11 protein-coding genes are annotated in these 13,159 nt (G+C 70.7%); 9 read left to right on the top strand and 2 right to left on the bottom strand.

The window, feature by feature from the left end:
- Positions 1-439 precede the first annotated feature (439 nt).
- A complete protein-coding gene (locus Dsi01nite_RS43695) occupies positions 440-1,423 on the bottom strand; it encodes a LacI family DNA-binding transcriptional regulator (RefSeq protein ID WP_203852351.1) in 984 nt (327 codons plus the stop codon).
- 768 nt (positions 1,424-2,191) lie between these two features.
- Between Dsi01nite_RS43695 and Dsi01nite_RS43690 the strand changes: the two genes are divergently transcribed.
- The 9 genes from Dsi01nite_RS43690 to Dsi01nite_RS43650 all read left to right on the top strand — a co-directional run bounded on the left by Dsi01nite_RS43690 (position 2,192) and on the right by Dsi01nite_RS43650 (position 11,892).
- The gene (locus Dsi01nite_RS43690; RefSeq protein WP_203852333.1) at positions 2,192-3,178 is read left to right on the top strand and encodes an ABC transporter substrate-binding protein; all 987 of its coding nucleotides are present in this window, start codon (positions 2,192-2,194) and stop codon (positions 3,176-3,178) included.
- An 11-nt stretch (positions 3,179-3,189) separates the two neighbouring features.
- On the top strand, positions 3,190-4,695 hold the full coding sequence (locus Dsi01nite_RS43685) for a sugar ABC transporter ATP-binding protein (RefSeq protein WP_203852332.1): 1,506 nt from the start codon (positions 3,190-3,192) through the stop codon (positions 4,693-4,695).
- Positions 4,695-5,738, top strand: a complete 1,044-nt coding sequence (locus Dsi01nite_RS43680; RefSeq protein ID WP_203852331.1) for an ABC transporter permease — start codon at positions 4,695-4,697, stop codon at positions 5,736-5,738. Before Dsi01nite_RS43685 ends, Dsi01nite_RS43680 begins: the two co-directional genes overlap by 1 nt.
- Before the next feature lie 64 nt (positions 5,739-5,802).
- Positions 5,803-6,792 carry a galactofuranose ABC transporter, permease protein YjfF gene (yjfF, locus tag Dsi01nite_RS43675; protein ID WP_203852330.1) on the top strand — a complete coding sequence of 330 codons (990 nt, stop codon included), beginning with the start codon at positions 5,803-5,805 and terminating at the stop codon, positions 6,790-6,792.
- Complete coding sequence (locus tag Dsi01nite_RS43670) at positions 6,789-8,387, top strand: ribulokinase (RefSeq protein WP_203852329.1); 1,599 nt, start codon at positions 6,789-6,791, stop codon at positions 8,385-8,387. Before yjfF ends, Dsi01nite_RS43670 begins: the two co-directional genes overlap by 4 nt.
- On the top strand, positions 8,384-9,058 hold the full coding sequence (locus tag Dsi01nite_RS43665) for an L-ribulose-5-phosphate 4-epimerase (protein WP_203852328.1): 675 nt from the start codon (positions 8,384-8,386) through the stop codon (positions 9,056-9,058). The genes Dsi01nite_RS43670 and Dsi01nite_RS43665 overlap by 4 nt, the downstream gene beginning before the upstream one ends.
- Entirely contained in the window at positions 9,055-10,536 is a 1,482-nt protein-coding gene (gene araA, locus Dsi01nite_RS43660; protein WP_203852327.1) for an L-arabinose isomerase, read from the top strand. Before Dsi01nite_RS43665 ends, araA begins: the two co-directional genes overlap by 4 nt.
- 35 nt (positions 10,537-10,571) lie before the next feature.
- Positions 10,572-10,961: a VOC family protein gene (locus Dsi01nite_RS43655; protein WP_203852326.1), complete on the top strand. Its 390-nt coding sequence runs from the start codon at positions 10,572-10,574 to the stop codon at positions 10,959-10,961.
- Between the two features lie 103 nt (positions 10,962-11,064).
- Positions 11,065-11,892 (top strand): alpha/beta hydrolase, encoded by an 828-nt coding sequence (locus tag Dsi01nite_RS43650; RefSeq protein WP_203852325.1) that lies wholly within the window; start codon positions 11,065-11,067, stop codon positions 11,890-11,892.
- Here the strand turns inward: Dsi01nite_RS43650 and Dsi01nite_RS43645 are convergent.
- Positions 11,879-12,946 carry a lysylphosphatidylglycerol synthase transmembrane domain-containing protein gene (locus Dsi01nite_RS43645; protein ID WP_203852324.1) on the bottom strand — a complete coding sequence of 356 codons (1,068 nt, stop codon included), beginning with the start codon at positions 12,944-12,946 and terminating at the stop codon, positions 11,879-11,881. The two genes, Dsi01nite_RS43650 and Dsi01nite_RS43645, sit on opposite strands and share 14 nt — an antisense overlap.
- Positions 12,947-13,159 lie beyond the last annotated feature (213 nt).

Here is a 13,159-nt window from a genome sequence, read left to right as displayed (position 1 = left end):
GGGCGCGGTCGCTCGAGCGCTTGCGCGTTCCCATCCGAAAGGCCGGGGGTCCAGGTTCGAGGCACTCAAGGTCTGTCGTCTTCCTCGCCCGCCATGCGCGCGAGACGACGGGGGCGGGCCAGTCCCTCCCGAAAAACCGTCGATCACCAAAGTGGGCACCGGCCCGTTCCCACAGACCAGGAAGCACGGACAGCGCCCGCGCCAATTGGACGGGCCCGCCTCCGTCGTCTCGCGCGCACAGCGGGCGAGCTGGACGAAGGACCTTGAGTGCCAGGAAACCTCAACTCCCGGTCCTTCAACTGCCACGCGCTAGCGTGTGAGTCGGCCGCGCCCGCCAGGGCGCAGGTCGTGCGAGCGGCAGCGAGCATTGGGGGTCCGGGGTGAGAATCCCCCGGCGGGACCCGCCGCGAAGCGGTGGGGCGGCGAGCCTGTAGCGAAGCTACCGGCGGGTGACCGTGCTGGCGCGGACGACCAGGGATGGGGGGAGGTGGACCGGGGCGGTGGGGGCGGGGGTGCCGGCGAGCCGGGCGACGAGCAGGTCGACGCTGCGCCGGCCGAGCTCGGCGAAGTCCTGGTGCACGGTGGTGAGCGGGGGGAGGAAGTAGCCGGACTCCGGCATGTCGTCGAAGCCGACGATGCTGGCGTCGTCAGGGACCGAACGGCCCGCCTCGTGGAACGCGCGCAGGACGCCGAGGGCGATGTGGTCGTTGCCGCAGAAGACGGCCGTGACGCCCGGGTCGGCGGCGAGGAGCTGGCCGCGCAGGTATCCGGAGCGGGCGGACCAGTCGCCGGCGGTGACCGGCGGGACCGGGGCGCCGGCCGCGTGCAGGGTCTGCCGCCAGCCGTCGATGCGGTCGCGGCCCTCCGGCCAGTCGGCCGGGCCCGGGACGTGGTGGACCGTGCGGTGGCCGAGCTCCAGCAGGTGGCGGGTGGCCAGGCAGGCGCCCCGCACGTTGTCGACCCGCAGCATCGGCACCGCGCCGTCGTCGGCCCCGCCGACCCCGACGGTCGGGGTGCCCGGGGGTGCCTGGGCGAGGGCGTCGGCGACGGAGTTCTTCGGTGCGATGGCGATGATGCCCTCGACGGCCTGCGCGCAGAGCTGCTCCACGGCGTCGAGCACGGCGTGGCGGTCCAGTGAGCGCACGGTGGCGATGCTGACGTAGTAGCCCGCCTCGCGGGCGGCCTTCTCGATGCCGTAGATCATCGAGGCGGGGCCGGCCAGGGTGGTCTCGAAGCCGATCAGGCCGATCGTGCGGGAGCGGCTGGTCACGAGGGTGCGCGCGGCGAGGTTGCGACGGTAGTTGAGGATCCGCACGGCGTCCAGGACCCGGCTGCGGGTGCCGTCGCTGACGTTCGGCAGGTCGTTGAGGACCCGCGACACGGTCTGGTGCGACACGCCCGCGAGGCGGGCCACGTCGCGCATCCCGACCTTCCGCGGTGGTGGGACGGGCACCGCGTCGGGGACGGCGCCCCCGGCGTGCGCGACCGGCCCCCGCCGGCTCCGGTCCGGCCCGGTCGGCCCCGGCACCCCCGCCCGCCGCAGCGGCGCCGACGACCCGCCACCCAAGGACCCGCCACCCAAAGTTTCGCCATCCAAAGCCCCGCCACCCGAAGACCGACTGCCCGTAGACGCGCCGCCCGAAGACCCGCTGTCCGAGGACCGTGCCGGCGACTCGGTGCCGGTCGCGGAACGCCGCCTGGCGTCCTCGCCGCCCGGGGACGGCACGCCGCCCGTGCCTGGCACCCTCGTCGCGGGCCCCCCGATGTCCGGGGACCGCCCGCGGTTGTCCGGGGACAATGCCTGGCCAGACGGAACATCACGCTCGGGAGGCGCAGTGTCACGGTCTGTGGAAGGACCGTCGCCGCGACCCCCGAAAGCGATACGTTCCGTAGGCATGACGACACGATCGGTCGAGTTTGCGGTGGCAGAGGCGGCGCGAGCGGAGGCTCCGCGGTCCCGCCCGGAGCGCGCGGGGTGGGCCAACGAGCACCTCCGGTCACGAATCGACGTCACAGACTTGACGCCGGGGATGAGAACGCTAACACTCTCGACATACAACCGCGACGGCCAATGTAACCAAGGCCGTAGCAAGGCACCCCTATCGCCACACACCCCGGCGGTGGGGCGGTCCGCCCTTGAATGTGAACGTTCACGCGAACTGCACCAGACACCCCGTTAGGAGAAGGCGTAGTGCTGAAGAAGTGGTCCGCGGCCGTGCTCAGCGGCCTGTTGGTGGTAGGCGCGCTCAGCGCGTGCGGCGGCGAGTCCGACGACGCGGGCAGTGGCAAGAAGGACGACGGCAAGATCACGATGGGCTTCGCGCAGGTCGGCGCCGAGTCCGGCTGGCGCACCGCGAACACGAAGTCGATCCAGGAGGCCGCCGCGGCCGCCGGGATCGAGCTGAAGTTCTCCGACGCGCAGCAGAAGCAGGAGAACCAGATCAAGGCGATCCGCAGCTACATCGCGCAGAAGGTGGACATCATCGCCTTCTCGCCGGTCGTCGAGTCGGGCTGGGACACCGTGCTCAAGGAGGCCAAGGACGCCAAGATCCCGGTGATCCTGACCGACCGCGCCATCGACTCCAAGGACACGACGCTCTACAAGACCTTCATCGGCTCCGACTTCGTCGTCGAGGGCAAGAAGGCCGGCGAGTGGCTGGTCAAGGAGTACGCCGGCAAGACCGACACGGTGAACCTCGTCGAGCTGCAGGGCACCACCGGCTCCGCCCCCGCCAACGACCGCAAGTCCGGCTTCGCCGACGTCATCAAGGCCGACCCGAAGTTCAAGGTCATCGCCTCGCAGACTGGTGACTTCACCCGGGCCAAGGGCAAGGAGGTCATGGAGGCCTTCCTGAAGGCCAACCCGAAGATCGACGTGCTGTACGCCCACAACGACGACATGGGTCTCGGTGCCATCGAGGCGATCGAGGCGGCCGGCAAGAAGCCCGGCGTCGACATCAAGATCATCACGGTTGACGCGGTCAAGGACGGCATGACCGCCCTCGCCGCCGGCAAGATCAACTACATCGTCGAGTGCAGCCCGCTGCTTGGCCCTCAGCTGATGGACCTCGCCAAGAAGGTGCTCAACGGCGAGACGATCCCGCAGCGCGTGCTGACCGTGGAGTCCGCGTTCACGCCGGAGCAGGCCAAGACCGAGCTTCCGAACCGTAAGTACTGAGAGGCGCAACCATGGGGACCGCACTGCTGAGCATGAGCGGCATCAGCAAGCAGTTCCCCGGCGTCAAGGCTCTAGAGGGTGTGGATTTCCGCCTGTACCAAGGGGAAATCCACGCCCTCATGGGCGAGAACGGCGCCGGGAAGTCGACGCTGATCAAGGTGCTGACCGGCGTCTACGACATCGACGAGGGCGAGATCGCACTGGATGGCCGCCCGGTCCGGTTCGCCGGGCCGCAGCAGGCCACCGAGGCCGGGATCAGCACCGTGTACCAGGAGGTCAACCTCTGCACGAACCTGTCGGTGGCGGAGAACATCTTCATCGGCCGCGAACCGACGAAGTTCGGCCGGATCCAGTGGGGCGTCATGCGGCGCCGCGCCACCGACCTGCTGCAGCGCCTCGAACTCGACCTCGACGTCACGGCCCAGCTGTCGACCTACTCCCTCGCGGTCCAGCAACTCGTCGCGATCGCCCGCGCCATCGACGTCGACGCGAAGATCCTCGTCCTGGACGAGCCGACCTCCAGCCTCGACGCCGGTGAGGTCGCCCAGCTGTTCCGGATCATGCGGCAGCTCAAGGCGCAGGGCATCGCGATCGTGTTCGTCTCGCACTTCCTCGACCAGATCTACGAGATCTGCGACCGGATGACGATCCTGCGCAACGGCCGGCTCGTCGGCGAACACCTCGTCGCCGACATCAGCCAGCTGCAGCTGGTCAGCCTGATGATCGGCAAGGAGCTGGCGCTGCTGGAGCGCCTTGAAGACGCCGGTAAGCGCTCCTTCGACGCCGCGCCGGCCGTGGCCCAGGCACACGACCTCGGCCGCAGCGGCGCGGTCGAGCCGTTCAACCTCACCATCCACCAGGGTGAGGTCGTCGGCCTCGCCGGCCTGCTCGGCTCCGGCCGCACCGAGCTCGCCAGGCTGTTCTTCGGCGCCGACAAGGCCGACACCGGCCACCTGGAAATCGACGGGAAACCCGTCACGATGCACGGCCCGCGCGCCGCCATGAACCACGACATCGCGTACTGCTCGGAGAACCGCAAGACCGAAGGCCTCGTCGAGGAACTGTCGGTCCGGGAGAACATCATCCTCGCCCTGCAGGCGGCCCGCGGCTGGACCCGGCCGTTGCCCCGCCGCAGGCAGGACGAGCTGGTCCAGAAGTACATCGACGCGCTCAACATCAACCCGAAGGACCCGGAGCTGCCGGTCCGCAACCTCAGCGGCGGCAACCAGCAGAAGGTCCTCCTCGCCAGATGGCTCATCACCGAGCCGCGGCTGCTGATCCTCGACGAACCGACCCGCGGCATCGACATCGGCGCCAAGGCCGAGATCCAGCGCCTGGTCGTCGAGCTGTCCGACGGGGGCATGGCCGTGCTGTTCATCTCCGCCGAACTGGAGGAGGTGCTGCGGCTCAGCCACCGCATCGGCGTCCTGCGCGACCGGCGCCTGGTGACCCAACTGGAGAACACCGACGCGGTCGACCTCGACCGCCTCACCGAGACGATTGCGAGCGGCACCTGATGGCGGCGATCATCAAGCACAGGCTGTTCTGGCCGGCGGTGATCCTCGTGGTGCTGCTCGTCACCAACGTGTTCTTCTCCGGCAGCTTCTTCAAGGTCGAGTTCCGCGACGGGCACCTCTACGGCAGCGTCATCGACATCCTGCGCGCCAGCGCGCCGCTCGGCCTCGTCGCGCTCGGCATGACCCTGGTCATCGCCACCGGCGGCATCGACCTGTCCGTCGGTGCCGTCGTCGCGATCGCCGGGGCGCTCGCCTGCCTGCGCATCAGCGGCCTGGACGACCAGAACAGCGTCACCGGCGTCCTCCTCGCGGTCGGCCTCGCCCTGCTGCTGTCCCTGGCGCTGGGCGTCTGGAACGGGTTCCTCGTCGCGACCGTCGGCATCCAGCCGATCATCGCCACGCTGATCCTGATGGTCGCCGGGCGAGGGCTCGCCCAGCTCATCACCGACGGGCAGATCATCACGATCAACAGCAGCCCGTACAAGATGATCGGCGCCGGCTACTGGCTCGGCCTGCCGCTGTGCGTCATCATCGCGGTCGGCGTCGCCGTGGTGGCCGGCCTCATCGTGCGCCGCTCGGCGCTGGGCCTGCTGCTGGAGTCCGTCGGCGGCAACGCCGAGGCGTCCCGGCTCGCCGGGATCAAGTCGCGCTGGCTGATCCTCATCGTCTACGTGTTCGCCGGCCTGTGCGCCGGCATCGCCGGGCTGATGATCAGCTCCAACGTGTCCAGCGCCGACGGCAACAACGCCGGCCTGCTCATCGAGCTCGACGCGATCCTCGCCGTCGTCATCGGCGGCACCTCCCTGGCGGGCGGCCGGTTCTCCATCGCCGGCACCATCCTCGGCGCCGTCATCATCAAGACCCTCGACATCACGATCTACACCGTCGGCATCCCGCCCGAGGTGACGCTGCTGTTCAAGGCGGTCGTCGTGGTCGTCCTGTGCCTCGCGCAGGCGCCGAAGTTCCGCGAGAAGTTCCAGCGCCGCCGCCCGTCCGCGCCGGCCACGCAGGCGCCGCAGCAGAAGGTGGAGGTGACGGCATGAGCGGCCGCTCATCGGGATGGCAGGTCGGCTCAGGCCGGCGCCGGAGTGCAGCGGAGGTGACGGCATGAGCACCACCTTTGAGAGCCTGCAGAAGCGGGTGATCCGGCGGCCGCAGCAACGGCACATCCCGGTCCTGGCGACCCTGGCACTGCTGTGCGTCATGTACGGCGCCGGCGTCGTGCGGTACACCGGCTTCAGCGACACCCAGATCGTGCTCAACGTCTTCATCGACAACGGCTTCCTGCTCGTCGTCGGCGTCGGCATGACGTTCGTGATCCTGACCGGCGGCATCGACCTGTCGGTCGGCGCGGTCGTCGCGCTCACCACGATGATCTTCGCGTCGCTGGTGCGCGCCGGCTGGTCGCCGATCGCGGTGCTGCCGGTGGTGCTCCTCGTCGGCGCCCTGATCGGGCTGGCGATGGGCAGCATCATCCACTTCTTCGACATCCAGCCCTTCATCGCCACGCTCGCCGGCATGTTCCTCGCCCGCGGCCTGTGCTACGTCATCAGCACCGAGGCGATCCGGATCGACAACGCGCTGTGGACCTCCCTCGCCGACTACAAGATCCGCTTCGGCGGGTTCCACATCTCGTGGAGCGTCGTCATCGCACTCGTCGTGGTGCTCGTCGGCGCGTACGTCCTGGCGTACACCAGGCTCGGCCGCAACATCTACGCCATCGGCGGCAACCAGCAGTCGGCGCTGCTCATGGGCCTGCCCGTCGGGCGGACGAAGATCGCGGTCTACACCATCAGCGGGGTGTGCTCCGCGCTCGGCGGGGTCCTGCTGACCTTCTACACCTCCTCCGGCTACGGGCTGCACGCCCTCGGCATGGAGCTCGACGCGATCGCCGCCGTCGTCATCGGCGGGACCGTCCTCACCGGCGGCTCAGGCTTCCTGTTCGGCACCGTGCTCGGCGTCCTCGTGCTCGGCCTCATCCAGACCATCATCACGTTCGAGGGCACCCTCAGCTCGTGGTGGACCAAGATCGTCATCGGCGCGCTGCTGTTCGCGTTCATCGTGTTGCAGCGGGCCGTGGCGCGGAGAACCTCATGACGAAATTTGTAGTCGGGGTCGACTACGGCACCCTGTCCGGCCGGGCCGTCGTGGTCCGGGTCGACGACGGGACCGAGGTCGGCACCGCCGTCCACGAGTACCGGCACGGCGCGGTCGAACGCACGCTGCCGGCCACCGGTGAGGTGCTGCCGCCGCACTGGGCGCTGCAGATGACCGAGGACTGGGTCGACGTGCTGCGCCACGCGGTGCCCAAGGCCCTGGAAGGTATCGACCCGGCACAGGTGGTCGGCATCGCCACGGACTTCACGGCGTGCACGTTCCTGCCGGTGCTCGCCGACGGTACCCCCCTGGGCGACGTCCTCCCCGACAGACCGCACGCCCACCCGAAACTGTGGAAGCACCACGCCGCGCAGCGCCAGGCCGACCGGATCAACCGGATCGCCGAGGAGCGTGGCGAGGCGTGGCTGGCCCGGTACGGCGGCAAGCTCTCCTCGGAGTGGCAGCTGGCGAAGGCGCTGCAGGTCCTCGAGGAGGACCCGGAGGTGTACGCGCGAGCCGACCGCTTCATCGAGGCCGCCGACTGGATCGTGTGGCAGCTGACCGGGGTGGAGACCCGCAACGCCTGCACCGCCGGTTACAAGGGCGCCTACCAGGACGGCGGGTACCCGTCCCGGGAGTTCTTCGAGGCGCTGCACCCCGGCTTCGGCACGTTCGTGGACAAGGTCGACGGCCCGCTGTCGCCGCTCGGCGGGCTGGCCGGCCGGCTCACCGCCGAGGCCGCCGCGTGGACCGGGCTGCCGGAGGGCATCGCGGTCGCCGTCGGCAACGTCGACGCGCACGTCACCGCCCCCGCCGCGCAGGCCGTCGAGGCGGGCCAGCTGGTCGCCATCATGGGCACCTCCACGTGCCACGTGATGAGCGGCGCGACCCTCGCCGACGTGCCCGGCATGTGCGGCGTCGTCGCCGACGGCATCATTCCCGGCCTGTACGGCTACGAGGCCGGCCAGTCCGGCGTCGGCGACATCTTCGGCTGGTTCGCCTCGTTCGCATCCGCACAGCACGACGAGCTCACCGCGGCTGCCGCCGCGCAGCGCCCCGGCCAGCACGGCCTGGTCGCGCTGGACTGGCACAACGGCAACCGATCGGTGCTCGTCGACCACCACCTGTCCGGCGTCATCGTCGGGCAGACCCTGGCGACGAAGCCGGAGGACCAGTACCGGGCGCTGATCGAGGCGACCGCCTACGGCACCCGCACCATCGTGGAGACCCTCGAGACCGCCGGCGTGCCGGTGACCGAGTTCATCGCCGCGGGTGGCCTGCTCAAGAACACGTTCCTCATGCAGCTCTACAGCGACGTGCTGCGCCGCCCGATCAGCGTCATCGACTCCGAGCAGGGCCCGGCGCTCGGCTCGGCGATCCACGCCGCGGTCGCCGCCGGCGAATACCCGGACGTGCGGGCCGCCGCGGCCGCGATGGGCAAGGTCAAACGGGCCGTCTACACGCCCGACGAGACCGCCGCCGACGTCTACGACCGACTCTATGCCGAGTACCAGCAGCTGCACGAGTACTTCGGAAAAGGCGGCAATGACGTGCTGCACCGCCTCCGCGACCTGCGCGAGGAGGTGGCCCGGTGATCGAGGCGATCAAGAAAGAGGTGTGCGAGCTGCACCGCGAGCTGATCCGCTGGGGCCTGGTCACCTGGACCTCGGGCAACGTCTCCGCCCGCGTCCCCGGCGAGGACCTGCTCGTCATCAAGCCGTCGGGCGTCTCCTACGACGAGCTGACCCCCGACGCGATGGTGATCTGCGACCTCGACGGCAGGCTCGTCGAGGGCGCCCACGCCCCGTCCAGCGACACCGAGGCGCACGCGTACGTGTACCGGCACATGCCGCACGTCGGCGGGGTCGTGCACACGCACAGCCCGTACGCGACGGCGTGGGCCGCCCGGGGCGAGCCGATCCCGTGCTCGCTCACCGCGATGGCCGACGAGTTCGGCGGCGACATCCCGATCGGGCCGTTCGCGCTCATCGGCTCCGACGCGATCGGCCGCGGCATCGTCGAGACGCTGACCGGGCACCCGTCGCCGGCGGTGCTGATGCTGCAGCACGGCCCGTTCACCATCGGCGCCACCGCGAAGGCCGCCGTCAAGGCGGCGGTCATGTGCGAGGACGTCGCCCGAACCATGCACTACGCCCGCCAGCTCGGGTCCGTCGACCGGCTGCCGGACCAGGCCGTCGCGTCGCTGCACGACCGCTACCAGAACGTCTACGGCCAGCCCCAGAGCGGGCAGAGGAGCACATCATGACGCACGAGGTCTGGTTCCTGACCGGCAGCCAGGGGCTGTACGGCCCCGAGACGCTCGACCAGGTCGCGGCCCAGTCGAGGCAGCTCGCCGCGACCCTGGACGAGTCGCCGGACATCGCGGTGCGCGTGGTGTGGAAGCCGGTGCTCACCAGTGCCGGCGACATCTTGAAAACCTGTCTGGAAGCCAACGCCGACCCGCAGGTGGTGGGCGTCGTCGCGTGGATGCACACGTTCTCGCCGGCCAAGATGTGGATCTCCGGCCTGGACGCGCTGCGCACGCCGCTGCTGCACCTGCACACGCAGGCGAACGTCGCGCTGCCGTGGGCGGACATCGACATGGACTTCATGAACCTGAACCAGGCCGCGCACGGCGACCGCGAGTTCGGCTACATCCAGTCCCGGCTCGGGGTGGCCCGCAAGACCGTCGCCGGGCACGTCACCGACCCCCGCGTCACCGCCCGGATCGGCGCCTGGACCCGCGCCGCTCTTGGTTACTGTGAAATGCGGTCGCTGCGGCTGGCCCGGTTCGGCGACAACATGCGCGACGTCGCGGTGACCGAGGGCGACAAGGTCGAGGCGCAGCTGCGCTTCGGCGTGTCGGTCAACACGTACGGCGTCAACGACCTCGTCGAAGCCGTCGACGCGACCCTGGACGCGGACGTGGAGAACCTGGTCAAGGAGTACCACGACACGTACCGGGTCTCCGACGCGCTGAAGACCGACCGGGCGGACTCGCTGCGCTACGCCGCCCGCATCGAGCTCGGGCTGCGCGCGTTCCTGGACGCGGGCGGGTTCAAGGCCTTCACCACGAACTTCGAGGACCTCGGCGGGCTGCGCCAGCTGCCGGGCCTGGCGGTGCAGCGGCTCATGGCCGACGGGTACGGCTTCGGCGGCGAGGGCGACTGGAAGACGTCCGTCCTGGTGCGGACGCTGAAGGCCATGTCCCCGGGCGGCGGCACGTCGTTCATGGAGGACTACACCTACGACCTGACCCCGGGCAACGAGGTCATCCTCGGCGCGCACATGCTGGAGGTGTGCCCCAGCATCGCGCTGGACACCCCGTCGTGCGAGATCCACCCGCTCGGCATCGGTGGCCGCGAGGACCCGGTCCGGCTCGTCTTCGACGCCACCCCCGGCCCCGCCGTCGTGCTCGGCCTCGCCGACCTGGGCGAGCGGTTCCGGCTCGTGGCCAACGAGATCGACGTGGTCGCCCCGACCGCACCGCTGCCTCGCCTGCCCGTCGCCCGCGCCGTGTGGAAGCCCAGGCCCGACCTGTCCACGTCGGCCGAGTCGTGGCTCACCGCGGGCGGCCCGCACCACACGGTGTTGTCGTTCGCCGTGGGTACCGAGGAGCTGCAGGACCTCGCCGACATGACGGGCACCGAGCTGCTCGTCATCGACGCCGACACGACGGTCCGGCAGTTCGCCAAGGAGGTCCGCTGGAATCAGGCGTACCATCGCCTCGCGCGGGGCTTCTGAGAGAAACCGGTTGCCGGATCTGGTGAGGTGGGTGCATGACCGTACGCATCAGGCACATCACCGTCGACTGCGCGAAGTGCTACGACCTCTCGCTGTTCTGGAGCGCCCTCACCGGCTTCCGTGAGAACCCCGACGACCCGAACCTGCCGGAGCACACCGAGGCCGTGATCGAGGCCCCGGACGGCTCGGCCGCGATGCTGTTCGTCCAGGTGCCGGAGGGCAAGGCCGGCAAGAACCGCATCCACCTGGACCTGCAGCCCACCGACGCCACCCGGGACGAGGAGGTCCAGCGGATCCTCGGGCTGGGCGCCACCGTCGTCGGGGACTTCCGCAAGGACGACGGCTCGGGCTGGGTCACCATGGCCGACCCCGAGGGCAACGAGTTCTGCGTGGAGCGCAGCGCAGCCGAGCGCGCCGCGTCCTGACCTGTCCCTGCGCCGTTTCTTGCGGGCGGCGCAGGGACAGCCGCCGCAGCCGGCAGTGGCGCAGCGGCTTGCTTCACGTTCGTTCAGGGCGGACGATGCAGCCATGCAGCGCGAGGAGCACAGCCTCACCGGTGGCGGCGGGGTCCGCATCGTCTACGACGCGTGGACGCCGGCCGACGTCGAAGGTGTCGTCGTGCTCTCCCATGGCATGGGGGAGCACGCCCGGCGCTACGACCACGTCGTGGCCCGGCTCGGCGAGCTCGGCCTGGCCGTCTATGCCCCGGACCACCGCGGCCACGGCCGCTCCGGCGGCAAGCGGATGTATGTGCGCGGCATCGACGAGTACACCGCCGACCTGCACCTGCTCTTCGGTGAGGTCGCGACCCGCCACCCCGGTCAGGTCCCGTTCCTGCTCGGGCACAGCATGGGCGCCATGATCGCGCTCGCCTACGCGCTGGACCATCAGGCGTCGCTGCGGGCCCTCGCGCTGTCCGGCACGCCGGTCGTGCCCGGCTCGGGCATCGGCAAGCCGGCGATCGCGGTCGCGAAGGTCCTCGGCCGGATCGCGCCCGCCACCCCCGTGCAGGCCCTGGACTCGAAGTTCATCTCCAAGGACCCGGCGGTCGTCGCCGCTTACGACGCCGACCCGCTCGTCTACCACGGCAAGGTCCCGGCCGGTGTCGGCGGCGCCATGCTCACCACGATGGGGATGTTCCAGCGCCGCCTGCCGGAGCTGACCCTGCCGACGCTGGTGCTGCACGGCGCCGAGGACCGCCTGGTCGACGCCGCGAGCAGCCGCCTCATCGCCGACACCGCCGGTGCGAAGGACCTCACCGTGCACATCTACGAGGGCCTGCACCACGAGGTGTTCAACGAGCCCGAGCGGGACCGCGTCCTCGACGACCTGGTCGCGTGGCTCAAGACGCACTGACGTCCCGGTCGGGCAGCGGAGGCGACGGAGACGGTGCCCGACCCGGCCGCCGCAGGACCACCGCGGCGGCCCCGCCGAGCGGGATCAGCAGCCAGCAGGACAGCAGCCGGTAGAGCAGCACGGCCGCGGCCGCGGTGATCGCCGTCGCGCCCGACGCGGTCAGGCCGGCCACCAGGGCGGTCTCGATCACGCCGATGCCGCCCGGCGACAGCGGCACCTGCCGCACGATCTGGACGCCGAGGTAGATGCCGGCGAGGGCGGGCAGGTTCACCGGCAGGCCCAGCGCGTGGGTGCACGCCGCCAGGCAGGCCAGGTCCGTCAGCCAGTTCACCGCCGCGTACCCGACCACGGCCCACCAGTCCCGCACGCGCAGCCCGGCGCCGGCCCGCCACGCGTCCCGGGCCGAGGCGAGCAGGCGCTGGACGTACCGTTGCAGCCGCCCCTGTCGCTCCGGCTGCTCGCGCTGTTCGGCGGGGCCGTCATCGAACAGCCGGCGGCCGACGACGACCGCGAGGGCCGTCAGCGCGACGATCGCCACGACGATCACGAGCGGCCGCCAGGTCAGCGACGTCGTGGTCCCGTACGCGAGCAGCGCCGCCCCACCTGCGGCGTAGACGAGGGCCAGGCCGCCGATCGACGCCAGGCCGGACACGATCGCGGTGACCGCGCCGATCTCCTTGGGCGCGCCGGCCCGCTCGTATTCCCGGATCGCATACCCGGTGGAGACCGCCGCGCCGGCCGGCACGGAGATCGAGATGGCAGTGCGGGCCAGGGTGATCGCCAGCACCCGGCGGCGGCGGATGCGGGTGCCGAGGACCGCGAACAGGTACTGCTGCTGCCCGGCGAACGCGGCGATCGACGCGGCCTGCAGCAGCACGGCGAGCACGACCCAGCCGTAGCCGGCCCCGCTCAACGCGGTGAGCAGCTCCTGCGGGTCCGGCAGCCGCCCGCGCAGCCCGATCGCGGCCAGGACCAGCACCGCGACGACCACGAGCAGCAGGCGCAGCCAGCGGCTCCGCCAGGTGCCGGGAGGCGTGGCGTCCGGCGGGTGCATCGTCTGATCCTCCCAAACCGCGCGAAGTGCACGGCCCGCACCCCCTTCGTCGGTGACCTGCAACGATCATCGAGTGACACTGACCGATCAGCTGCCGTCCGGGCGGCCGCCGGGCGACGACCACCGCGATACCGCCCGGTCGGGTCGCCACTCGGGACGGCGGCCTGGCCGAGCGCTGCTGTAGCTAATCGGTTTAGCTGCTGTCAGGCCACG

It is taken from the genome of Dactylosporangium siamense (assembly GCF_016862795.1).
Lineage (GTDB): Bacteria > Actinomycetota > Actinomycetes > Mycobacteriales > Micromonosporaceae > Dactylosporangium > Dactylosporangium siamense.
Note: the sequence above shows the minus strand (reverse complement) of the source record. Positions and strands in the feature narration are given on the sequence as shown.

What these genes read in the sequence shown, in the direction of transcription:
- yjfF (WP_203852330.1), top strand. Translation starts at nt 5,803, where the DNA reads ATGAGCACCACCTTTGAGAGCCTGCAGAAGCGGGTGATCCGGCGGCCG.
- araA (WP_203852327.1), top strand. Translation starts at nt 9,055, where the DNA reads ATGACGCACGAGGTCTGGTTCCTGACCGGCAGCCAGGGGCTGTACGGC.
- Dsi01nite_RS43655 (WP_203852326.1), top strand. Translation starts at nt 10,572, where the DNA reads ATGACCGTACGCATCAGGCACATCACCGTCGACTGCGCGAAGTGCTAC.
- Dsi01nite_RS43650 (WP_203852325.1), top strand. Translation starts at nt 11,065, where the DNA reads ATGCAGCGCGAGGAGCACAGCCTCACCGGTGGCGGCGGGGTCCGCATC.
- Dsi01nite_RS43685 (WP_203852332.1), top strand. Translation starts at nt 3,190, where the DNA reads ATGGGGACCGCACTGCTGAGCATGAGCGGCATCAGCAAGCAGTTCCCC.
- Dsi01nite_RS43670 (WP_203852329.1), top strand. Translation starts at nt 6,789, where the DNA reads ATGACGAAATTTGTAGTCGGGGTCGACTACGGCACCCTGTCCGGCCGG.
- Dsi01nite_RS43680 (WP_203852331.1), top strand. Translation starts at nt 4,695, where the DNA reads ATGGCGGCGATCATCAAGCACAGGCTGTTCTGGCCGGCGGTGATCCTC.
- Dsi01nite_RS43695 (WP_203852351.1), bottom strand. Translation starts at nt 1,423, where the DNA reads ATGCGCGACGTGGCCCGCCTCGCGGGCGTGTCGCACCAGACCGTGTCG.
- Dsi01nite_RS43645 (WP_203852324.1), bottom strand. Translation starts at nt 12,946, where the DNA reads ATGCACCCGCCGGACGCCACGCCTCCCGGCACCTGGCGGAGCCGCTGG.